Source organism: Thermanaerosceptrum fracticalcis, assembly GCF_000746025.2.
Taxonomy (GTDB): Bacteria; Bacillota; Peptococcia; order DRI-13; family DRI-13; genus Thermanaerosceptrum; species Thermanaerosceptrum fracticalcis.
Map to the genome: position 1 here is coordinate 3,051,325 of NZ_CP045798.1, position 22,179 is coordinate 3,073,503.

The 22,179-nt window shown below is 46.7% G+C and carries 14 protein-coding genes, 4 tRNA genes, 2 pseudogenes and 1 other annotated feature; of the genes and pseudogenes, 16 read left to right on the forward strand and 4 right to left on the reverse strand.

The genetic code is table 11. The annotated features are described in order from the left end of the window. Positions 1-186: 186 nt before the first annotated feature. The 8 genes and pseudogenes from BR63_RS15550 to clpX all read left to right on the forward strand — a co-directional run bounded on the left by BR63_RS15550 (position 187) and on the right by clpX (position 5,706). Positions 187-1,424 (forward strand): annotated as a pseudogene (locus BR63_RS15550) (IS110 family RNA-guided transposase). A gap of 191 nt (positions 1,425-1,615) precedes the next feature. Further along, positions 1,616-1,691: transfer RNA gene (locus BR63_RS19390), tRNA-Gln, on the forward strand. Between the two features lie 73 nt (positions 1,692-1,764). Beyond that, positions 1,765-1,840 (forward strand) — tRNA-Lys (locus tag BR63_RS15555). A 98-nt stretch (positions 1,841-1,938) separates the two neighbouring features. After that, a tRNA-Leu gene (locus BR63_RS15560) sits at positions 1,939-2,021 on the forward strand. A gap of 13 nt (positions 2,022-2,034) precedes the next feature. After that, positions 2,035-2,109: transfer RNA gene (locus tag BR63_RS15565), tRNA-Gly, on the forward strand. Between the two features lie 285 nt (positions 2,110-2,394). Continuing rightward, positions 2,395-3,687, forward strand: coding sequence for a trigger factor (tig, locus tag BR63_RS15570; protein ID WP_034425309.1), 1,293 nt, complete (start codon positions 2,395-2,397; stop codon positions 3,685-3,687). Positions 3,688-3,792: 105 nt separating this feature from the next. Further along, entirely contained in the window at positions 3,793-4,431 is a 639-nt protein-coding gene (gene clpP, locus BR63_RS15575; RefSeq protein ID WP_051966211.1) for an ATP-dependent Clp endopeptidase proteolytic subunit ClpP, read from the forward strand. Positions 4,432-4,443: 12 nt separating this feature from the next. Beyond that, on the forward strand, positions 4,444-5,706 hold the full coding sequence (gene clpX / locus BR63_RS15580; RefSeq protein WP_034425311.1) for an ATP-dependent Clp protease ATP-binding subunit ClpX: 1,263 nt from the start codon (positions 4,444-4,446) through the stop codon (positions 5,704-5,706). A gap of 124 nt (positions 5,707-5,830) precedes the next feature. Here the strand turns inward: clpX and BR63_RS15585 are convergent, their stop codons facing one another. Next, the gene (locus BR63_RS15585; protein ID WP_081908308.1) at positions 5,831-6,007 is read right to left on the reverse strand and encodes a small, acid-soluble spore protein, alpha/beta type; all 177 of its coding nucleotides are present in this window, start codon (positions 6,005-6,007) and stop codon (positions 5,831-5,833) included. Between the two features lie 298 nt (positions 6,008-6,305). Between BR63_RS15585 and lonB the strand changes: the two genes are divergently transcribed. From lonB to yihA, 3 genes are all read left to right on the forward strand, one after another. Then, positions 6,306-8,003, forward strand: a complete 1,698-nt coding sequence (lonB, locus tag BR63_RS15590) for an ATP-dependent protease LonB (protein WP_081908306.1) — start codon at positions 6,306-6,308, stop codon at positions 8,001-8,003. A gap of 296 nt (positions 8,004-8,299) precedes the next feature. Continuing rightward, positions 8,300-10,642 carry an endopeptidase La gene (gene lon / locus BR63_RS15595; RefSeq protein WP_243270007.1) on the forward strand — a complete coding sequence of 781 codons (2,343 nt, stop codon included), beginning with the start codon at positions 8,300-8,302 and terminating at the stop codon, positions 10,640-10,642. Further along, the gene (yihA, locus tag BR63_RS15600) at positions 10,623-11,243 is read left to right on the forward strand and encodes a ribosome biogenesis GTP-binding protein YihA/YsxC (RefSeq protein ID WP_034425315.1); all 621 of its coding nucleotides are present in this window, start codon (positions 10,623-10,625) and stop codon (positions 11,241-11,243) included. Before lon ends, yihA begins: the two co-directional genes overlap by 20 nt. Positions 11,244-11,444: 201 nt before the next feature. Here yihA and BR63_RS15605 read toward each other — a convergent pair whose 3' ends face one another. Together BR63_RS15605 and BR63_RS15610 are read right to left on the reverse strand one after the other, a co-directional pair. Then, entirely contained in the window at positions 11,445-12,305 is an 861-nt protein-coding gene (locus BR63_RS15605; protein WP_034425317.1) for a DMT family transporter, read from the reverse strand. A gap of 70 nt (positions 12,306-12,375) precedes the next feature. Then, a complete protein-coding gene (locus tag BR63_RS15610) occupies positions 12,376-13,416 on the reverse strand; it encodes an ABC transporter substrate-binding protein (RefSeq protein WP_161781903.1) in 1,041 nt (346 codons plus the stop codon). Positions 13,417-13,602: 186 nt separating this feature from the next. Here BR63_RS15610 and BR63_RS15615 point away from each other — a divergent pair, with 186 nt between their 5' ends. The 5 genes from BR63_RS15615 to BR63_RS15635 all read left to right on the forward strand — a co-directional run bounded on the left by BR63_RS15615 (position 13,603) and on the right by BR63_RS15635 (position 20,156). Continuing rightward, positions 13,603-14,100 carry a TIGR04086 family membrane protein gene (locus BR63_RS15615; protein ID WP_034425319.1) on the forward strand — a complete coding sequence of 166 codons (498 nt, stop codon included), beginning with the start codon at positions 13,603-13,605 and terminating at the stop codon, positions 14,098-14,100. Between the two features lie 90 nt (positions 14,101-14,190). Then, positions 14,191-14,408 (forward strand) — a binding site (T-box leader). Between the two features lie 217 nt (positions 14,409-14,625). Next, positions 14,626-17,268, forward strand: coding sequence for a valine--tRNA ligase (locus BR63_RS15620; RefSeq protein ID WP_034425321.1), 2,643 nt, complete (start codon positions 14,626-14,628; stop codon positions 17,266-17,268). A 4-nt stretch (positions 17,269-17,272) separates the two neighbouring features. Beyond that, positions 17,273-18,571, forward strand: a complete 1,299-nt coding sequence (locus tag BR63_RS15625) for a bifunctional folylpolyglutamate synthase/dihydrofolate synthase (protein WP_034425323.1) — start codon at positions 17,273-17,275, stop codon at positions 18,569-18,571. Between the two features lie 56 nt (positions 18,572-18,627). Beyond that, the gene (locus BR63_RS15630) at positions 18,628-19,446 is read left to right on the forward strand and encodes an SPOR domain-containing protein (RefSeq protein ID WP_034425325.1); all 819 of its coding nucleotides are present in this window, start codon (positions 18,628-18,630) and stop codon (positions 19,444-19,446) included. 77 nt (positions 19,447-19,523) lie between these two features. Continuing rightward, positions 19,524-20,156, forward strand: coding sequence for a redox-sensing transcriptional repressor Rex (locus tag BR63_RS15635; RefSeq protein ID WP_034425327.1), 633 nt, complete (start codon positions 19,524-19,526; stop codon positions 20,154-20,156). Between the two features lie 200 nt (positions 20,157-20,356). Here the strand turns inward: BR63_RS15635 and BR63_RS15640 are convergent. Next, positions 20,357-21,594 (reverse strand): annotated as a pseudogene (locus BR63_RS15640) (IS110 family RNA-guided transposase). Between the last annotated feature and the right edge of the window lie 585 nt (positions 21,595-22,179).

Consider the following 22,179-nt stretch of genomic DNA (forward strand, 5'->3'; position numbering starts at 1 on the left):
ATTATCAGGGACAAAGGTTGATTGTATTTTGATGGTATAACCTCGACTAAAAACCTAACCTGATTGCCTTTGAGCACGGCCAATTGTCGCCCCTTGTTTTTAAGGACTTGGGAACAGCACGGGTACTAAACTCCATATTTTCTCGGGCAATCATCCCTGAAATCCATTGGAGCAGGAGTGAGTCGTATGCAAGACATTCTGGAAATTTGTTGTGGTCTTGATGTCCACAAGGAAACTGTTGTCGCCTGCTTATTAAAAGGCAATGTTGACGGGGAACCAGTTAAAACCATCCGCACTTTTTCCACCCTTCTTGCTGGACTTGATGAACTAAAAGCCTGGCTGGAAGAGGAAAACTGCCGGAATGTGGCTATGGAAAGTACTGGTGTTTATTGGCAGCCTGTATATAACGTACTGGAAGAAGCCTTTGACGGCAGTATGGTTTTGATTGTTACCAACGCCCGGCACATGAAGAATGTTCCTGGCAAAAAGACCGACATGAAGGACGCTGAATGGATAGCCACTCTCTTGCGTGCCGGATTGTTAGAAGGAAGTTTTATCCCCTCGAAACCTATCCGGGAACTCCGTAATCTGACCCGGTACCGTAAAAGCATCGTCGAGGAAATTACTTCCCAGAAAAATCGGATTGAAAAGCACTTACAAAGCTGCGGCTTTAAGCTGTCAACATTTCTTACCGATATATTCGGCGTATCAGGCCGAGCAATTATAGATCACCTTTGCTGCTACGGGAAGATATCTGCCCGCGAAGTAGAAACATTTGTAAAGGGGCGCGCTAAGAGCAAGCTCCATGAGATCAAACAGGCTGTCAATGGTAAAATGGATGTTCACCAAAGGGAGTTCCTCAAGCTTTTGCTAGGGTGGCTGGATCAGCACTACGAGCATCTTCACCAGGTAGAGCAAAAGCTTGAGGAAAAACTCAAGCAATATCAAAGACAACTGGAGCAACTGGACGGCATCCCGGGGATTGACAAAACCGCCGCTGCTGCAATCTTGGCGGAAATCGGCATTGATATGAGCCGATTCAAAACCGCGGAACATATCTGTTCCTGGGCGGGCTTAAGTCCTGGTAATAATGAAAGTGCAGGAAAAAAAAGTCCACCCGTACCACCCATGGCAACACCTATCTAAAACGAATCCTTTGCGAAATTGCCTGGTGCATCACCCGAATACGCGATAGCTATTTATCGTCTTGGTACTGGAAGATAAAACAACGCCGCGGGGCCAAGAAAGCTCTCATTGCATTAGCCAGAAAGCTCCTCGTGATCATTTACAACTTATTGAAGAAAGATGTTGACTACGACGAGACATCCTTTGAAAAAGCTAAACAAAAACAGGAAAAATTCCGTGTAAAAAGAATTATTGCCGAAGCTAAAAAACTCGGTCTGGAGGTGAGAGAAGTCCAGTAAGCTGTCTAACAGTTATATCCTCCAGAAGGATTAATCCGTCAGATGCATGAACTTGCATCTGCTAGTTCGTTATTGTCTTTTTTGCCTTACAAGCATATTGATTATTTGATAGGGTTATTTTCGTACTAATAATGCAAATATTTCCCTTGACTTAAACCATAGTAAAAGGTTATACTATAACCTGTCATTATTGGGGCGTAGCCAAGTTGGTAAGGCAACGGACTTTGACTCCGTCATGCGTTGGTTCGAGTCCAGCCGCCCCAGCCATTTGCGAAGTGTGATGTGAGAAGTTAGAGGTGAGACCACACATCCGACCTCCCACTTCTCACCTCTTATGTATGAGCCATTAGCTCAGTCGGTAGAGCACCTGACTTTTAATCAGGGTGTCGATGGTTCGAGTCCATCATGGCTCACCACTTATATAGTTACTAGTTACCAGTTCCTAGTTGCTAGTTAGGCTAGCAAGCTATTCAGATGGTTTTTACTACCAACTATCAACTAGCAACTAATGTAGGCGGGAGTGGCGGAACTGGCAGACGCGCTGGATTTAGGATCCAGTGGGAGACCGTGGGGGTTCAAGTCCCTTCTCCCGCACCAAGTAAATGAATATGCGGAAGTGGCTCAGTGGTAGAGCATCGCCTTGCCAAGGCGAGGGTCGCGGGTTCGAATCCCGTCTTCCGCTCCATTTGTCTTTTGTGACTAGTGAGAAGACTAGTATCCTAACTAGTGCCACTAGTCTTTTTGGTATATTGTGAGATTATGCTCTATAAGTCGAGGGTTTATAAAAAGGGAAGAGAAGGTATCTTTTTTCGGGCCTCGGCAACCTGTCGAAGCCTCTTTTATTGTAAATAAAAACACAACATATATATATTAAAATCACATACGTGTTTTTATTCTAATTGGTTATACTGGTAAAGGATGGTAATAATCTTTATTACATATTTTTTAAAATGAATAGGAGGAGCATCCCATGAATGTAACCGCAGAAAGGTTAGATAAAACAAAGGCGCAGGTGACAGTGGAGGTACCTGTTGAGAAATTTGAAGAATCCTTGCAGCATGCTTATCGCATTGTAAGCAAAAAAGTTAATGTACCCGGTTTTAGAAAAGGTAAGGCACCTCGTCGGATTATTGAGAATATGTATGGAACAGAAATACTTTACGAGGAAGCTCTCCAACATGCCGTCCCCAGAGCTTATTTCCAGGCTTTGGATCAGATTAAGGATGAATATACAGCCGTAAGTGACCCTGAATATGAGATTGTCCAGTTAGAAAAAGGTAAACCCTTCATCTTTAAAGCAAAATTTGATTTAAAGCCGGAAGTCAAGCTTGGTGAATATAAGGGCCTTGAACTGGAGAAACCATCTGCTGAAATTGGTCCTGCGGACGTAGACAATGAGCTTGAAAGAATGCAGCAGCGATATGCCAAACTAGTGGTTGTGGAAGGCCCGGCGGAAAAAGGTGACGTATTAACCATAGATTTTGTGGGTAAAGTAGATGGGCAGCCTTTCGAGGGGGGCAAAGGTGAGAATTACCCGCTGGAATTAGGCTCCAACACCTTTATTCCGGGATTCGAAGACCAACTGATCGGTGTTAAAGCGGGAGAGACGGTAGATGTTAATGTTACCTTCCCCGAAGAGTATCATGTCACGGAATTAGCCGGCAAGGATGCAGTTTTTACAGTAACGGTAAAAGAAAACAAACGTAAAGAGCTGTCTCCCCTTGATGATGAATTTGCTAAAGATGTTTCCGAATTTAGTACCTTGCAGGAATTAAGAGCCGATATCGAGAATAAGTTAAAAGAAGCAGCCCAGAAAAAAGCGGAAAGCGAGCTAAGGGTTGCCGCGGTGAAAAAGGCCACCGAAAATGCAGAAATAGAAATACCACAGTCTATGATTGAAAACCGCGTAAACACCATGGTGGAAAATTTTGCCTACCGGTTACAGCAGCAGGGTATTTCCTTTGACTATTACATGCAGGCCACTAATACAAATATCGACGATATAAAAAATAATTATCGTACAGAAGCGGAAGCTTCTCTCCGTTCCGATTTAGTCTTGGAGGCCATTGCTAAAGCCGAGAGTATTACTGTTTCCGAGGAAGAACTGGACGAAGAAATTAAGAAAATGGCAGAACGGTATAAACAAGAGCCCGCTAAATTTCGTGAAGTTATGGAAAAACAGGGACAGATTTCTTCACTTAAATTTGGTATAATGTTAGATAAAGCAGTAGATTTTATTATTGAACAAGCAAAAATATCTTAAACACAGGGCGGGCTCCGCCTTGTTTTTCCCTATCGGGTATTCATTGAAAGCCAAATCTAAAGGCTTTTTAGTCCTTAGTGGTTACGAATAGGAGGTCTAAAGTATATGAACAACGGAAGGATTATAACGCCACCCAGTTTAACTACCCTTGTACCAATGGTTGTAGAGCAATCAAATCGCGGTGAGCGTGCCTACGATATTTATTCCAGGCTCTTAAAAGACAGGATTATTTTCCTGGGAAGCGCTATCGATGATCATGTTGCCAACCTTGTAATTGCCCAGTTGTTGTTCTTAGAAGCGGAAGACCCCGATAAAGACATTAATCTCTACATTAACAGTCCTGGCGGCTCTATTACCGCCGGCATGGCCATTTATGATACCATGCAGTATATAAAAGCCGATGTATCCACTATCTGTGTGGGATTGGCCGCTTCCATGGGGGCTTTCCTTTTAGCGGCAGGTGCTAAGGGTAAGAGATTTGCCTTGCCCAATGCAGAGATTATGATTCACCAGCCCCTTGGGGGAGCACAGGGTCAGGCCACAGATATTGAAATCCATGCCAGAAGGATAATACACATTAAGAAGAAATTGAATAAGATATTATCTGAGAACACCGGTCAACCTATTCAACGTATTGCTGACGATACAGAACGTGACCGTTTTATGGATGCCGATGAGGCTAAAGCATACGGGATTATTGACGAGGTGATTTACCGGAAGACCCAGGCCCCCAAAACCAAGTAAAGAGGTGATTCCATGTACAAATTTGGGGATGACAAAGGACAATTGAAGTGCTCTTTCTGCGGGAAACTTCAGGATCAGGTTAAGAAACTCGTGGCCGGCCCCGGCGTCTATATTTGTGATGAATGTATTGAGCTTTGTAACGAAATCATTGAAGAAGAACTTTCCGATGATAACAGTTTAGAGCTTGGTGATATTCCCAAACCTAAGGAAATTAAGGCTATCCTGGACCAGTATGTTATTGGCCAGGAGGAGGCCAAGAAAAGCCTTTCCGTGGCCGTTTACAACCATTATAAACGGATTAAGCTGGGTGCCAAAATTGAGGATGTGGAGCTCCAGAAGAGCAACATCATCATGCTGGGCCCTACCGGAAGCGGAAAAACGCTGTTAGCCCAGACGCTGGCTCGTATTTTGAACGTGCCCTTTGCCATTGCCGATGCTACTTCCCTTACGGAAGCCGGCTACGTGGGAGAAGATGTGGAGAACATTCTTCTCAAACTGATCCAGGCCGCAGACTATGACGTAGAAAAAGCGGAAAAAGGGATTGTCTATATCGACGAGATTGATAAAATTGCCCGTAAATCCGAGAACCCCTCTATTACCAGGGATGTCTCGGGTGAAGGTGTGCAGCAGGCCCTCTTAAAAATTTTAGAAGGTACTGTGGCCAGCGTGCCCCCGCAGGGAGGCCGCAAACACCCGCACCAGGAATTTATCCAGCTGGATACCACCAACATTCTCTTTATCTGCGGCGGTGCTTTTGAAGGAATCGACAAAATCATTCAAAACCGCGTGGGTAAAAAGGTAATGGGGTTTGGCGCCGATATCAAGAGCAAGCAGGATATGAAGGTTGGGGAAATCCTCAAACAAATTCAACCTACGGACCTCTTAAAATTTGGACTTATTCCCGAGTTTGTGGGTCGCCTGCCTGTCATTGTGACCCTGGATGCCCTGGATGAAGAAGCCCTGATACGTATTCTTACTGAACCCAAGAATGCTCTGGTCAAGCAATACCAGAAGTTCTTTGAGCTAGATAATGTTACCCTGGAGTTTAAGCCCGAGGCTTTACAGGCTATTGCCGTGGAAGCCATCAAGCGCAACACAGGCGCCCGGGGCTTAAGGGCCATCGTGGAAAACCTGATGCGTGATGTCATGTATGACATTCCCTCCCGTACCGATGTAAATAAATGCATCGTGACAAAAGAATGTGTGAAAAATAACGAAGAACCTCTCCTGGTAACCACCAGTGAGCGTAAGAAGAAAAAAGAAGAAACAGCATAAAGAAAACTTGGCTTGTGCCAAGCCGAAGGCGCAGGCAGAAGCCTTAGTTGCACTTATGCCGTGGTATAAAAAAACAGCACCGGAGAGGTGCTGTTTTTTAAGCTTTCTAACTTTCGGGGAGTTTCTAAGGTTTCATCAGGGCTCTTTCGGCAATCTCGATAGCCGTTCTTACCATAGAACCGCAGTTCCTGGAGGATACATTACCGAAGTCGCCGTCACGTTGTACCTGGTCATAGATCCCTAATTCTCTTGCACACTCCATCTTAAGGGCATCTGACATAATACCACGTCTTCTCGCCATGATAAAAACCCCCTTTTTGGTTTTTAGGCTCATTCTTATTATGTCACCACTGTTTAGTTTTTAATTTATTAAATATTTTACCCCTTTACCAAAATATGTGTTTAAGTAAAGCAAATTACGAATTATTAAATAATATTTTTGCTAAAATAAACAGGGTCACTGCTACATAATAACCTTTCCATTTGCTCAAACTTAAATATCGGACCTTTGCGGTGTTAACTAAGGAAGATTCTATAAGTATCTTGCTTTCTTGCCAAAATGTCCGTGTTAAAGCATCAGGAAAGGGGCGAATTTTCCAGTGGAATCTTCCGGATTTGGTAGTTTGTTTGGTTTTATCCAAATATTTTTCGTAATTGTTATTGGCCTTTACTTTCTCAATTTGCTGCGAGGGCAGCAGGGCAATAAAGTAGCGGTGGAAAAAGAGTCAAGAAAAGAGCTGGATAAGCTGGAGAAAATGCGCCAAATCAGGTTAAGTGAGCCTTTGGCCGAAAGGACCAGGCCCACCACGATGCAGGATATTATCGGGCAGGAAGAAGGGATTAAAGCGCTGCGCGCGGCCCTCTGCGGGCCTAATCCCCAGCATGTGATCATTTATGGACCTCCCGGCGTGGGGAAGACGGCAGCGGCCAGGCTGGTGCTGGAGGAAGCCAAGAAGAATCCCCATTCGCCATTTAAAAAAGACGCCAAATTTACGGAAGTAGATGGGGCTACCTCCCGTTTCGATGAAAGAGGCATTGCGGACCCGTTGATTGGTTCTGTCCATGACCCCATTTACCAGGGAGCGGGTGCCATGGGTATGGCCGGAATTCCTCAGCCCAAACCCGGAGCTGTGACGAAAGCCCATGGCGGGATCCTCTTCATCGATGAGATTGGGGAGCTCCATCCTATCCAGATTAATAAACTCCTAAAAGTCCTGGAAGACCGCAGAGTGATGTTGGAGAGCGCTTATTACTCCTCGGAAGATACGAATATCCCCAGCCATATCCACGATATCTTTCAGAACGGCCTACCCGCCGATTTTCGCCTGGTAGGCGCCACCACTCGCTTACCCCAGGAGATTCCGCCCGCCATCCGCTCCCGCTGTCTGGAGATTTTCTTCCGGTCCCTGTTACCCGACGAGATTGGTATTATCGCGGAGAATGCCGCCAAAAAAATAGGGCTACCCATTGAAAAAGAAGCCGTAGAAGTGGCGAAGAAATACGCCACCAACGGCCGGGAGGCAGTTAATATTATTCAGATTGCGGCCGGTGTGGCTTTTACCAACAACAAAAAGGAAATTACGGCCTTAGATGTGGAATGGGTGGTCAACAGCGGCCAGTATTCACCGCGGCCTGAAAAGAAAGTACCGCCCAAGCCCCAGGTGGGACTGGTCAACGGCTTGGCTGTGTATGGGCCTAACCTGGGTATGATCCTGGAAATCGAGGTCAGTGTGATGCCCGTAAGAAAAGGGAGAGGACGGGTCATCGTGACGGGTATTGTGGAAGAAGAGGAAATGCATGGTATGGGGGGCCATACCATGAGGCGGAAGAGTATGGCCAAAGGTTCTGTGGAAAATGTACTCACGGTGCTTCGCCGCAATTTGGGGATGGACTGCCGGGATTATGACATCCATGTCAACTTTCCGGGAGGAATTCCCACCGACGGGCCGTCGGCGGGGATTGCCATTGCTACAGCTGTTTACTCAGCCATTACCAATATCCCTATCGATAACCAGGTGGCTATGACCGGGGAAGTTTCCATCCGGGGCACGGTGAAACCTATCGGAGGTGTGGTGGCCAAAGTGGAAGCCGCCCGCCTGGCGGGGGCTACCCGGGTCATTATCCCCAAGGATAACTGGCAGCATATCTTTAGGGATATGCGGGGCATTGAAGTTATTCCTGTGGAGAACCTTGAAGAAGTACTGGATTTAGCTTTAATCGGTCCTCGACCGGGAAAAAATAATCACACAACGTGGCAGTCGCCCACTCCTCTACAAAACAGTTTTATGTGTCTCTAAGACGCAAGCCCAGCTTGCGTCTTAATTTGTGCATTAAATTATTGGCGAAATACCCCGTTTTGTGGTAAACTTTGCCTTGTACCAGTAAGAAAGTATAGGTTTGAGGGAGGCATAAGTGCAACTAAGGCTTCCGCCTGCGCCAAGGCTTGCACCACGGCACAAGTCTCGCTACGTCGCGGTGCTCCTAGTCTCGCTATGGCGCAAGCCAAGTTTTCTTTAAAAAATTGAAACTACAGAATATAAAAGAAAAGCCTGAGAGAAAATAGTTTTATGATACAGTTGGAGGTGTCGCTACAATGGAAATGCCGCAAAAAAGACAAAGGGTCATTCCACTCCTGCCTTTGCGAGGGGTTTTAGTTTTTCCTTATATGGTTATACATCTGGATGTGGGAAGGGAGAAGTCCATTAGCGCTTTAGAGGAGGCTATGATTGGGGACAGGGAAATTTTCCTGGCTACGCAGAAAGATGCCCAGACAGATTTCCCCGGCCATGATGATATATATGCAGTAGGGAGTGTAGCGGAAGTCAAACAACTCCTAAAGCTTCCAGGCGGGACCATCAGGGTTCTGGTGGAAGGCTTAAGACGGGGAGAAATTGTGGAGTACCTGGAAGATGAGCCCTTCTACCGGGTGATAATTACGGAGTATGACGAAGTGGTGGAAAAAAACCCGGAGATAGAAGCCTTGATGAGAAACCTCATCTATCTCTTTGAACAATACGTAAAATTAAGTAAGAAAATTGCTCCGGAAACTGTAGTTTCTATTATTACTATTGAGGAACCCAGCCGCCTGGCTGACCTCATTGCCACTCATTTGACCTTAAAAATCACGGAAAAGCAGGCTATCCTGGAAGCTCTCGATGTGAAAGTCCGCCTGGAGAAACTCAGTTCCATTCTGGCCAAAGAAATTGAGATCCTGGAACTTGAGAGGAAGATTAATGTCAGGGTCCGCAAGCAGATGGAAAAAACCCAGAAAGAATATTACCTGCGGGAACAGTTAAAGGCCATCCAGAAAGAGCTGGGGGAACGTGATGAACGGGGTGCAGAAGTGGATGAGTACCGGGAGAAAATCCAGGAAGCCCAGCTTCCTCCCGAGGTGGAGGAAAAAGCTTTGAAAGAACTGGAGCGCCTGGAAAAAATGCCCCCGATGGTGGCAGAATCCGCCGTAATCCGCAATTACCTTGATTGGCTCCTGGCCATTCCCTGGAACAAACAGACAGAAGACCGGGTAGATGTAAAAAGGGCTGAGGAGATCCTTAACCAGGACCACTACGGCTTAAAGAAAGTAAAAGAGAGGATCTTAGAGTATTTGGCAGTGAGAAAATTGACAGAGAAAATCAAGGGGCCTATCATTTGTTTTGTGGGACCGCCCGGTGTGGGTAAAACTTCCCTGGCCAAATCCATTGCCCGTTCTCTGGAGAGGAAATTTGTCCGTATGTCTCTGGGAGGTGTGCGCGATGAGGCCGAAATAAGGGGACACCGTCGTACTTATGTGGGTGCCCTGCCTGGCCGGATCATCCAGGGACTGCGTAATGCCGGAACCAAGAACCCGGTCTTCCTACTGGATGAAATAGATAAGATGAGTATGGATTTCCGGGGCGACCCCTCTGCCGCCTTGCTGGAAGTATTAGACCCCGAGCAGAACAATACGTTCAGTGACCACTTCATTGAAGTTCCCGTTGATCTTTCCCAGGTCTTATTTATTACTACCGCCAATGTGGCCTACAATATACCCCGTCCCCTCCTGGACAGGATGGAACTGATTCATATTTCCGGCTATACTGAGGAGGAGAAAATGCACATCGCCCAGAGATATCTCCTCCCCAAACAATTAAAGGAGCACGGTTTAAAAGAAGACCAGCTGGATATCAGCAACAATACCATCTTAAGTGTTATTCGGCACTATACACGGGAAGCGGGTGTGCGAAACCTGGAGAGGGAACTGGCGGCCATCTGCCGTAAGGCGGCCAAGATCATTGCCGAAGGCTCCCAGAAAGCAGTGACTGTGACCAGCCGCAACTTAGACAAGTTTTTGGGGATACCCCGCTACCGTTATGGTATTTCGGAAAAAGAAAATATGATTGGGGTAGTGACAGGCCTGGCCTGGACGGAAGTAGGCGGAGATATTCTCAATATAGAAGTTTCAGTACTGAAAGGAACCGGTAAACTGCTGTTAACGGGAAAACTGGGTGATGTGATGAAAGAGTCAGCCCAGGCCGGTTATACTTATGTCAGGTCCAGAGCTGCGGAACTAGGGATTGAAGAAAACTTCCACGAGAAGTATGATGTCCATATACATGTACCGGAAGGGGCCATTCCCAAAGACGGGCCCTCCGCAGGTATTAGCATGGCCACAGCCCTTGCCTCGGCCCTCAGTAACAGAAAAGTCAAGCGGGAGATTGCTATGACCGGGGAAATCACCCTAAGGGGACGGGTGTTGCCTGTGGGCGGTATCAAGGAGAAAGTACTGGCGGCCCACAGAGCCGGAAGCAGAATCATCGTTCTACCTCAGGAAAACAAAAAAGACCTGGAGGATATCCCGGCTAACATTAAGCGTGGCTTAGAATTTGTCCTGGTAGAAAATATGGACGAAGTTTTAAAAATTGCTTTGGAGGAGAAAAATGAAGATAACCACAGCTGATTTTACCATCAGCGCTGTGAGTCCTAAGCAGTACCCCGCATCTCAGGACCCGGAGATTGCCCTGGTAGGCCGTTCCAATGTGGGCAAATCTTCGTTAATTAATAAGTTTCTTAATAGAAAAGGCTTAGCCCGTACCAGCAGTCAACCAGGGAAAACCCAGACCCTCAACTTCTACCACATCAATAAAGCCTGGTACTTTGTGGACCTGCCTGGCTATGGTTTTGCCAGGGTGTCTAAAGAGTTAAAAGCACGCTGGGGAAAATTTATTGAGGAATATCTTAGAGAGCGCCGGCAACTGGTGGGTGTCATCCAGATTATCGATATCCGCCATCCTCCTACTAAAGACGATCTTGCCATGTATGAATGGCTGGTACATTACCAGTTACCCACTTTAATCGTGGCCACAAAGGCCGATAAAATATCCCGGGGACAATGGTTATCCCATGTTAAAACAATTAAAACTGAGTTGAAACTAGATTCCCAAGTACCCTTAATTGTCTTTTCTTCCGAAACGGGTACGGGGCTGGAGGAGTTACACCGGTGGGTTGAGGAACGGATGGACCGCTGCGCCGATTACCGAAGAGCGACTTCTGACTTCTGACTTCCGACTACTGTACTGATATCCTTACTGGATTTGCCCACTATAAATGAAACAGGCAGGTACATGAATAACCCGCCTGTTTTTTTATTTTTCTTTAAGAATATATTAATGACATATCTTAGCTTCAAGAAAGAACAGTAAGACTAATCATTAGAACATCGGAAATCGGATAGCGGAAGTCGAAGCGGCGCAGCCGCATATTTATTCCTTCAGTTCGGCCAGGAGCATACCCGTTAAAACGAGGGCAGCTCCCCATACAGCCTGGCCGGTAAGAATTTCCCCCCCGAAATACCACGCGAAGAAGGCCCCGAAGACGGGCTCTGTGGCAAAGATGATGGCCGTACGGGCGGGGGAGGTATATTGCTGGACCCGGTTTTGAATAAGGATGGCCAGGGAAGTAGCCGGGATGGCGGTTAAGCCTAAGGCAATCCAGAGATCTTTTCGCCAGGTGATCTGCCAGGTTTCCTGGGGAAGGAAAAAAGTAAGTATTAAACTTAATAAGGCTACGAAGCCTATCTGAGTAACGGTCAGGATGGTTGTATCCTGATGGGGGGCAAAGATACCGATGGTGATAATGTGCAGGGCAAAGGAAACGGCGCAGAGAAGGATCAGCAGGTCTCCCGGATGAAAGCTTAAATGTTCATCCAAAGTCATGAGACCCAGTCCCAGGCTCGCTGCCAGGGCTCCACCCAGCACGTAAAGATTGGGATATTTCTTGCTAATAAAGATACTGAGAAGCGGTACCAGCACTACGGATAAACCCGTAATAAAACCAGCGTTGGCAGCGCTGGTATACTGGAGTCCCACTGTTTGAAAGGCGTAACCTCCGAAGAGGAATAAACCGATAATAACTCCGGCCCTAAGATTGCGCCTCTTTAAAAGTTCCTTTTCAGGCCTGTAAATAAGAAGGAGAAAGAGAAAAGCCAGGGTAAAACGGATGGTAATAAAAACAAAGGGAGAAATGCCACCCAGGGCATTTTTTACGGTAATAAAGGTGGCTCCCCAGGTAGCGGCCACGCCCAGTAAAAGTAAATCAGCCTGCCATGGGGCAAGTTTAGTCATCTATTCTGTCCCTCCTCGCTAACACATATATTTTTCCATAGGCCGGGGAGGGAGTCAAGATACAAGGTTTTTAATTGGTCCGGTACTTATCAAGGGCTTTCCGGGCAAAGGTATTGTCTATTAAACCATTGATATTTAGTTTGGCGTTAAGTTCTTTACTTTCCAGCATGAGTTTCTGGATTTTTTCCATACCGGTTTCACTGACAAGGGGAGTATCCGGCCATAAGCCCAGGGTCTTGTAACGGCTTATTCCCCTTAAAAGGGTACTTTCTTTTTCCTGGGGGAAATATTTTTGGGCGATTGCCTGGAGTTCCTCGGGGGAATGCATGTTGGTCCAGTGCAGTCCCCGCCAGTAGGCATTGAGAAACTTTTGGCAGAGGGCACTGTGTTTTTTCACATATTCGGGAGTGGCCATTACAGTAGCATAGGGTAAAGCATCTGGAAAATCATCCGCCGAAGATACCACTAATCCCGCATTCTCTTTTTCTAACCCAGAAGCCCAAGGTTCCATGGCCAGGAGGTAATCGCCGGTTCCTGCCCGATAAGTCCCGGTGAAGGTCTTGTAATTTAGATTTTGGATGATATGAACGTTAATCAGAGGCTTGAGGTTTTGTTTGCGCAGCGTCTGTTCAAAAATCATTTCGGGGAGAGAGCCTGCGCTTTCACCGATTACCACCTTGCCCTTTAGTTTCTGCCAGTGGAAAGGTTCTTCTGCTTTCCGGGCTACTAACATATGACCGTTTTTTTGTATTAACTGGGCTAGATGAATGGTTTCTTGCTTCTTCTTTTGCTGGAGATAATAAAAACTTAGCTCCGGTCCCGCCAGGAGGAGATGGGTTTCCCCGTTAAACAGTTTAGTATAGCCCGTATTACTGTCCCAGGCGGTTTCCAGGCTAACGTTCAGTCCCTCGTCCCGGAAATAGCCAAGCTCTATGGCGGTATAGAGGGGAAGAAAGACCAGGGAATGTACCACTTCCGTTACTTTTATATCAGCAACCGGCACATCTTTTTTCGGTAAGGGGGCAGGTTCCGTACTGCTGCAGGAGCAGGTGGCTGTTAACAATAATAAGAGAATAAGAATGCATATGGCCAGTCTGTGTTTAGACACCATACCACCTCCGGATAAATAGACTTTAATATACTTTTTATTTACAAGGAAAAAAGTATATGCCTGTTTTATACCAGTCCGAAAGTATAAATTCGTAGGGCACAAGTCTCCGTACAGCAAGGAAATGTCATACCATGGCACAAACTGCATAAGTATTAGCTAGGTATTCTAGACCGGAGGGGGATTGGTATGAGGAGGGACCTAAGGTTTTGGCGAAAGATTAAACAAGTTCCCGGTTCTTTACAAAGGTTTTATGAGGGACCGGAATACGGCTTAGAGTTAAAGGCTGTCTGGCTGGGTTTCACCACGGCTTTGGGTGTCTGGTTTTGTGCCGTTTGTCTTGGTTTGTTATGGATTATGCTAAAGGGAGCAGGTTCGTACTGGTTTGGGGCTTATGTCTACCTGGTGGGATTACTGGGAGTATTTTTAGGAGGATTGTTCGCCGGCAGCCGGGTCAATAAAAAAGGGTGGCTCCACGGTCTCTGGGTAGGGGTGCTCTTGGGTATGCTGGGGATTATCGTTAATCTGGAACTGGCACCCCAGCTTCTTTCCCTGGCCAGTATGGGCAGGCAACTCCTGGTTTGGTCCCTGTGGGGTCTTACCGGTGGCTATATCGGCAGTTTATTGCTCTACTGGCCGCAAAAAAAATCCATATCCCGGAAGGAGAAAAGACCGGGCGCCTGGTAGAGGTGTAGGCTCACGAGAGCACCCTGCCGGGCTTGTTCCTTGACAAAAGATATGTAAATCGCTAACATAGGAAACAAGGACAAAAACAAGAGAAAACCGGCGCAAGGGAGTAGTAGGTCTATATCCTTTCAGAGAGGTGAATCCGCGGCTGTAAGATTCACTAAGGCAAGTATAGGCCCAAGTCGCCCTGAAGGTGCGGTATTGAACTTCAGTAGATACCGCCGGGTAAGCCCGTTACAGCAAAAGATGAGAGCCCTTTACCGGGAATTAAGGTGGTACCGCGGAACAGCATCCCTTCCGTCCTTTTTTGGAATGGAAGGGATTTCTATTTTAGTTACTAGTTACTAGTTACTAGTTATCAGTTACTAATTACTAGTGAATAATAGCCCTTCTCACCACCAGATTTTTCCGGAATTAGACTTTCTTCAAAAAAAAGCAAACTTAGTAAATAGTTTTAGGGAATTCATCAATAAACACTAATAACTAGCAACTAGCAACTAGTAACTAATCAAGGAGGTAATACTCATGAGTACAAACTTGCCTACTACTTATGATCCTAAGAATGTTGAAGAGAAGTGGTATAAGGTCTGGGAAAACAACGGGTATTTTCACGCCGAGGTTGATAAGACCAGGACGCCCTTTTCTATTGTCATGCCCCCGCCCAACGTTACAGGTTCCTTGCACCTGGGACATGCCCTGGACAATACCCTGCAGGATATCCTCACCAGGTGGCGGCGCATGCAGGGGTACAACACCCTCTGGCTGCCGGGTACCGACCATGCCGGGATTGCCACCCAGGCCAAGGTAGAGGAGCAGCTGGCCAAAGAAGGATTTAGCAAATACGACCTGGGCCGGGAAAAATTCTTAGAAAGGGTCTGGGATTGGAAACACCAGTACGGGAACCGCATCACCCAGCAGCTCAGAAAACTGGGTACATCCTGCGACTGGCAGCGGGAACGCTTTACTCTGGATGAAGGGTGTTCCAAAGCCGTACAGGAAGTCTTTGTCCGCCTTTATGAAAAAGGACTGATTTACCAGGGTAACTATATCATCAACTGGTGCCCCAAGTGCCAGACCACTATTTCCGATATCGAGGTTGAACATGAACCGAAGATAGGTAAAATCTGGCATATCAAGTATCCTGTTATCGATTCCGATGAATACATCGTGGTGGCTACCACCAGGCCGGAGACCATGCTGGGTGATACGGGCGTAGCTGTGCATCCAGAGGATGAGCGCTACCGTCACCTCATTGGCAAAAAAGTCATGCTGCCCCTCATGGACAGGGCTATTCCCATTTTTGCCGACGAATATGTGGATAAAGAATTCGGCAGCGGCGCTGTCAAAGTAACCCCCGCCCATGACCCCAACGATTTTGAAATGGGTTTACGGCACAATCTGGAACAGGTAGTGGTCATGGACCGTGAGGCTTTTATGAACGAGAATGCCGGCAACTACCAGGGCATGAGCCGTTATGAGGCCCGGGAAAGGATTGTCCAGGACTTAAAAGCCATGGGTCTTTTGGTGAAGGTGGAAGAACATGAACATGCCGTAGGCCAGTGCTACCGCTGTGATACCGTGGTAGAGCCCATGATCTCCAAACAGTGGTTTGTCAAAATGAAGCCCCTGGCCGAACCGGCCATCCAGGCCGTTTTAGACGGTAGGACCAGGTTTGTGCCTGAAAGGTTCACTAAAATTTATTTGAACTGGATGGAGAATATCCGTAACTGGTGCATCAGCCGCCAGCTGTGGTGGGGCCATCGCATTCCCGTCTGGTACTGCCAGGACTGTGGAGAAGTCATTTGCGCCAAGGAACCCCCCACATCCTGTAGTAAGTGCGAAAGCTCTCGTTTGGAACAGGATCCCGATGTCCTCGATACCTGGTTCAGTTCGGGGTTATGGCCTTTTTCCACCATGGGCTGGCCGGAGAAAACCGGGGAACTGGAACATTTTTATCCTACTTCGGTACTGGTGACGGGCCGTGATATCATATTTTTCTGGGTAGCCCGCATGATCTTTTCAGCCCTGGAGTTTATGGAAGATGTTCCTTTCAGGGAAGTCTTCATCCATGGTTTGGTCCTGGATGCCCAGGGCCGCAAAATGAGTAAATCCCTGGGGAATGGGGTGGATCCCCTGGAGGTCATTGAGCAGTACGGCGCCGACACCCTGCGCTTTATGCTGATCACCGGCAATACCCCGGGTAATGACCTGCGGTTCCAGTTTGAACGGCTGGAGGCAGCCAGGAACTTTGCCAATAAAATCTGGAATGCCTCCCGGTTCGCCTTAATGAACCTGGCTGATTATGAAGGAGATGACTTCCAGCCTGAATATACCCTGGCCGACCGCTGGATTATGAGCCGTTTCAACCGGGCCGCCAAAGAAGTGACCCGGAACCTGGAACGTTATGACCTGGGGGAAGCAGGCCGTGTCTTGTACGAATTTATCTGGAATGAATTCTGCGACTGGTATATCGAACTCATTAAGCCGCGCCTTTACGGCAAGGAGACGGAAAGCAGCAAGCGTACGGCCCAAATGGTCTTAGCTCACGTCTTACGTAAGACTATGGAGCTTTTGCATCCTTTCATGCCCTTTATCACCGAAGAAATCTGGCAGCACCTGCCCCACCAGGGAGAGACCATCATGCTGGCCCCCTGGCCTGCCCTTGAAGAGGGGCAGTTTGATGAAAAGGCCGAAGAAGACATGATTGTCATTATGGAGGTTATTAAAGCCATCCGTAACTTAAGAAGCGAAATGAATGTTCCACCCGGAAGGAAAGCGGAACTCATTCTTATGGCTCAAAATGACAGTATAACCAAGGCCTTACAGACCGGGGAAAGCTATATCATGACCTTAGCGGGGATCTCCCAGTTGGAAGTTGTTCCAATTAACCCCGTTAAGCCGGAACATGCCGTTACAGCTGTAGTGAGCGGTGTAGAAATCTACCTGCCCCTTAAGGGCCTGGTTGACGTGGAGAAGGAGTTAGCCCGCCTGCAAAAAGAACTGGAAAACCTTCATAAAGAGGTTGCCCGCCTGGCAGGCAAACTGAATAATCCCGGTTTTGTGGAGAAAGCGCCCAAGGATGTTGTGGAAAAGGAAAAAGCCAAACTCCTCGATTACCAGTCTAAGAAAGCGGCCATTGAAGAGAGAATGGCTTCACTGGGGGGTTAGTTTTATGGAATATGCCCGAGCGCTGGAGACTATAGCCAATCTTACGAAGTTCGGTATCAACCTGGGGCTCTCAAGAATAACAAAACTTCTGGCCTTGTTAGGCAATCCCCATGAGGCAGTTCCCGTTGTCCATATTGGAGGCACCAACGGGAAAGGTTCCACTACCGCTATCCTGGCGGCGGTGTTAAAGGAAGCGGGCTACAAGGTGGGGGCTTATACCTCCCCCCACCTCATTTCCTATACTGAGCGATATATGATCAATGGTAACCCTATTGCCGAAGAAGAGTTTGCCCGGCTGGTCAGTGAAGTGGTTCCTTTATCTGAACAAGTGTATACCTCTACCGGTGAATACCCTACGGAATTTGAGGTGTTAACGGCTTTGGCTTTCCTCTACTTTTACCGGGAGAAAGTCGATATACTCCTCCTGGAAGTAGGCATGGGCGGGGACATTGATTCCACCAACGTGGTCTCTTCGCCTCTTTTATCCATCATTACCAATGTGACCCTGGACCACCAGGATTATCTCGGTCCCACACCCCGGGAGATTGCAATAAGAAAGGGCGGCATTATCAAGAAGAACCGTCCTGTGATTACAGCCGCCCAGGATGAAGAAGTACTTAACGTACTGCGTTCTATAGCCCAGGAAAAGAGGGCTCCTTTGTGGGAAGTATTTAAAGAGGTACAGTGGGAAAAGATCAGTGAGGATGAGATAGGCCAGACTTTCCGGGCGCAGACGAAGGAGCAGGATTATGGGGAGCTTTATCTGTCTCTCCAGGGTGACCACCAGCTTGTTAACGGTGCCACAGCCCTCCTGGTCCTGGAAGTCCTCCAGGCCCAGGGATGGAACATTACCCGGGAAAAGATTAAAAAAGGTTTTGCTGCCGCCGCCTGGCCCGGCCGCCTGGAAATCATGGGTCATGATCCCCTGGTGGTCATAGATGGAGCCCATAATGCCGCGGGAATGGAGGCTTTGTCCCGCTGGCTCCGGAATAAACGTCCTCATCATCCGAAAATCATCCTGGTCATCGGTATGCTGGCCGATAAAGACCGGCTGGGAGCAGCCAACTTTTTAGCTTCCCTGGTAGACAAAGTGGTCATTACCAAACCCCTCTCCCCCCGGGCCGGCAACTGGCAGGAATTGGCCTCCTATTTCGGCAAGGAGCCGGGGGATGTTTATATTATTGAAAATCTGAACAGGGCTATAAACCAGGGTTTAGAGGAAGCCCGAGAAAGTGATCTGGTGTTAATTACAGGATCTTTATACCTAATCGGCGAAGCGCGTAAAATTCTCCTCAATAGCTAGAGTTCTAAACCCTATCCCATCCAACATAAAATGTAAGGTGGGATGGAGGTGTTAATGTGCAGCGACAGCCTCATCTAAATAGACTTCTCTCCATATTTCTAGTTGTTAGTGCAGTAGTTGCTGCGTCTTTAGTATTAGGACAGGTTGTTGGGGGCTTTTATCTTGTTAACCTTGCTAAAGATGAGATAGCAACCGTGAACCCAACTAAAAGTGCGGAGCAGGACAGTTCGGGTAAAAAAAAGGTTTTGCGGCTAAAACAATTTAATTATTATACAGTACAAATCGCCGCTTTCAGCCAGCAGGAAGAAGCCCTGGCCTTGGGCAGGAAGCTGGCCGAAAAAAGTTTGCCCGTAGTGATAACCGGAGAGCCTCCTTACAAGGTCTGTTTAGGCTTTGTCAACAATCAGGAAAAATTACTGACTCTCGCCAACAGTATACAGGTTAATGGTCAAAAGTCTATTGTCGTTAAAGGTGAGGTTAATTCTATCGCTTTTAAATTTGCAGCAGAAGATACTTTTGCCGAAAAGGAAATTGCGCCTTTTTTGGGCCGGGTCAGCATCTGCCTGGAGAAGGGATTGTTATTATACGGCAGTACCGATATAAAAGATTATCCGGAAAGTGATTTTAAAGGAAAATTTTCCCTCCTGGTCGGGGAACTGTATGAAGTATCCACCATGGGCTTAAATATTGCCCGCCAGGAGAAAGCCCGTGAGACAACCAAAGGAATACTGATTTTAACGGAAAGGTGTCGGGATTGGGCCAAAAGTTTAGAAGTGTTAAATGGCCAGTGGCAGGAAAAAAACCTTATCCTCAGCCAGCAGCAAGCCCTGGCTCTTGTGGAAGACTATTACAGGTTTTTAGGTAATTCTAACTAATAGAAAGAATATTTAAATAGGAATCTTGTACTACTCTTTGGGCCTATGTTATAATTACTCACAAAGGAGGAGTGGCCTTGAAAACCTTGAAGATTCCTGAAGCAACCATTATTAGATTATCCGTATATTCAAGATATCTGACCCAACTGGATAAGAACGGGATAACTACTATTTCCTCGGGTGAAATTGCTGACGGTGTTGGGGGTACTCCCGCCCAAGTCCGAAAAGACCTGGCCTATTTTGGTGAGTTTGGCACCCGGGGTGTAGGGTACAATGTAAGGGATTTAAACGAACAGATAATTAAGATTCTCGGGCTCTCCAACAAGTGGAACGTAGTCATTGTCGGTGCCGGTAACCTGGGCTCCGCCCTTACCCAGTACAAGGGCTTCCTGGAGAGAGGTTTTAATGTGGTGGCCGTCTTTGATAACGATATTAATAAAGTGGGCTTAAGATTATCGGGTATTCCCATTTATCCCATTGCCCGTGCAGAGGAGATTGTTAAGCAGGAAAGGGTGCAGATTGGCATTATTGCCGTGCCTGCTCCTTACGCTCAGGAGGTAGCCGATACCCTGGTCCAAGCAGGTGTCAAAGCCATTCTTAACTTTGCACCTCGTGTCATCTCCGTGCCTGACGATATAGAGCTGCGTAACGTGGATTTGGCCGTAAACCTGGAAATATTGACCTTTAACTTAGGAATGAATAAGAAATAAGAAAGACGCTTGAATAGGCGTCTTTTTTGCTGCCTAAAACAGGCTTGCGTTAGTGTGTTATTTTAGTAAGTGTAGTACGAAAATAACCCTATCAAATAATCAATATGCTTGTAAGGCAAAAAAGACAATAACGAACTAGCAGATGCAAGTTCATGCATCTGACGGATTAATCCTTCTGGAGGATATAACTGTTAGACAGCTTACTGGACTTCTCTCACCTCCAGACCGAGTTTTTTAGCTTCGGCAATAATTCTTTTTACACGGAATTTTTCCTGTTTTTGTTTAGCTTTTTCAAAGGATGTCTCGTCGTAGTCAACATCTTTCTTCAATAAGTTGTAAATGATCACGAGGAGCTTTCTGGCTAATGCAATGAGAGCTTTCTTGGCCCCGCGGCGTTGTTTTATCTTCCAGTACCAAGACGATAAATAGCTATCGCGTATTCGGGTGATGCACCAGGCAATTTCGCAAAGGATTCGTTTTAGATAGGTGTTGCCATGGGTGGTACGGGTGGACTTTTTTTTCCTGCACTTTCATTATTACCAGGACTTAAGCCCGCCCAGGAACAGATATGTTCCGCGGTTTTGAATCGGCTCATATCAATGCCGATTTCCGCCAAGATTGCAGCAGCGGCGGTTTTGTCAATCCCCGGGATGCCGTCCAGTTGCTCCAGTTGTCTTTGATATTGCTTGAGTTTTTCCTCAAGCTTTTGCTCTACCTGGTGAAGATGCTCGTAGTGCTGATCCAGCCACCCTAGCAAAAGCTTGAGGAACTCCCTTTGGTGAACATCCATTTTACCATTGACAGCCTGTTTGATCTCATGGAGCTTGCTCTTAGCGCGCCCCTTTACAAATGTTTCTACTTCGCGGGCAGATATCTTCCCGTAGCAGCAAAGGTGATCTATAATTGCTCGGCCTGATACGCCGAATATATCGGTGAGAAATGTTGACAGCTTAAAGCCGCAGCTTTGTAAGTGCTTTTCAATCCGATTTTTCTGGGAAGTAATTTCCTCGACGATGCTTTTACGGTACCGGGTCAGATTACGGAGTTCCCGGATAGGTTTCGAGGGGATAAAACTTCCTTCTAACAATCCGGCACGCAAGAGAGTGGCTATCCATTCAGCGTCCTTCATGTCGGTCTTTTTGCCAGGAACATTCTTCATGTGCCGGGCGTTGGTAACAATCAAAACCATACTGCCGTCAAAGGCTTCTTCCAGTACGTTATATACAGGCTGCCAATAAACACCAGTACTTTCCATAGCCACATTCCGGCAGTTTTCCTCTTCCAGCCAGGCTTTTAGTTCATCAAGTCCAGCAAGAAGGGTGGAAAAAGTGCGGATGGTTTTAACTGGTTCCCCGTCAACATTGCCTTTTAATAAGCAGGCGACAACAGTTTCCTTGTGGACATCAAGACCACAACAAATTTCCAGAATGTCTTGCATACGACTCACTCCTGCTCCAATGGATTTCAGGGATGATTGCCCGAGAAAATATGGAGTTTAGTACCCGTGCTGTTCCCAAGTCCTTAAAAACAAGGGGCGACAATTGGCCGTGCTCAAAGGCAATCAGGTTAGGTTTTTAGTCGAGGTTATACCATCAAAATACAATCAACCTTTGTCCCTGATAATTCCAATGTAGCAGAAAATTAGACCATTGTAATCACTTCTACATATTTTCATAATTGGTTGTGCCTTCTAGGCATGGGTGGTTTTTAGGAAATCTGATTGACAATGCTTTTGAAGCTGCAGAACCCCTTCCCGTTACTCATAGGCTGGTAGAGTTGCAAATTGACTCTAATGGGCAGGAATATATCTTTAATATAAGTATGATGATACCGGCCCCCAGTATAAGAAAGATATTTTTTAGGGTGCATCTACTCACCTTCCAGACCCATGTTTAAAGAATAATATACCCTCTATGAAGAAAAATACCCATGATGCGCATGTTTCGGGACCAACGGGGCCTTTTTATTTTTGCTATTAATGAGAACGTCTTATAAATAATTTTCATTTCTTACAGGGTTTTGG

Coding starts and splice junctions, on each gene's coding strand:
- tig (WP_034425309.1), top strand. CDS start 2,395: ATGAATGTAACCGCAGAAAGGTTAGATAAAACAAAGGCGCAGGTGACA.
- clpP (WP_051966211.1), top strand. CDS start 3,793: ATGAACAACGGAAGGATTATAACGCCACCCAGTTTAACTACCCTTGTA.
- clpX (WP_034425311.1), top strand. CDS start 4,444: ATGTACAAATTTGGGGATGACAAAGGACAATTGAAGTGCTCTTTCTGC.
- BR63_RS15585 (WP_081908308.1), bottom strand. CDS start 6,007: ATGGCGAGAAGACGTGGTATTATGTCAGATGCCCTTAAGATGGAGTGT.
- lon (WP_243270007.1), top strand. CDS start 8,300: ATGGAAATGCCGCAAAAAAGACAAAGGGTCATTCCACTCCTGCCTTTG.
- yihA (WP_034425315.1), top strand. CDS start 10,623: ATGAAGATAACCACAGCTGATTTTACCATCAGCGCTGTGAGTCCTAAG.
- BR63_RS15605 (WP_034425317.1), bottom strand. CDS start 12,305: ATGACTAAACTTGCCCCATGGCAGGCTGATTTACTTTTACTGGGCGTG.
- BR63_RS15610 (WP_161781903.1), bottom strand. CDS start 13,416: ATGGTGTCTAAACACAGACTGGCCATATGCATTCTTATTCTCTTATTA.
- BR63_RS15615 (WP_034425319.1), top strand. CDS start 13,603: ATGAGGAGGGACCTAAGGTTTTGGCGAAAGATTAAACAAGTTCCCGGT.
- BR63_RS15620 (WP_034425321.1), top strand. CDS start 14,626: ATGAGTACAAACTTGCCTACTACTTATGATCCTAAGAATGTTGAAGAG.
- BR63_RS15625 (WP_034425323.1), top strand. CDS start 17,273: ATGGAATATGCCCGAGCGCTGGAGACTATAGCCAATCTTACGAAGTTC.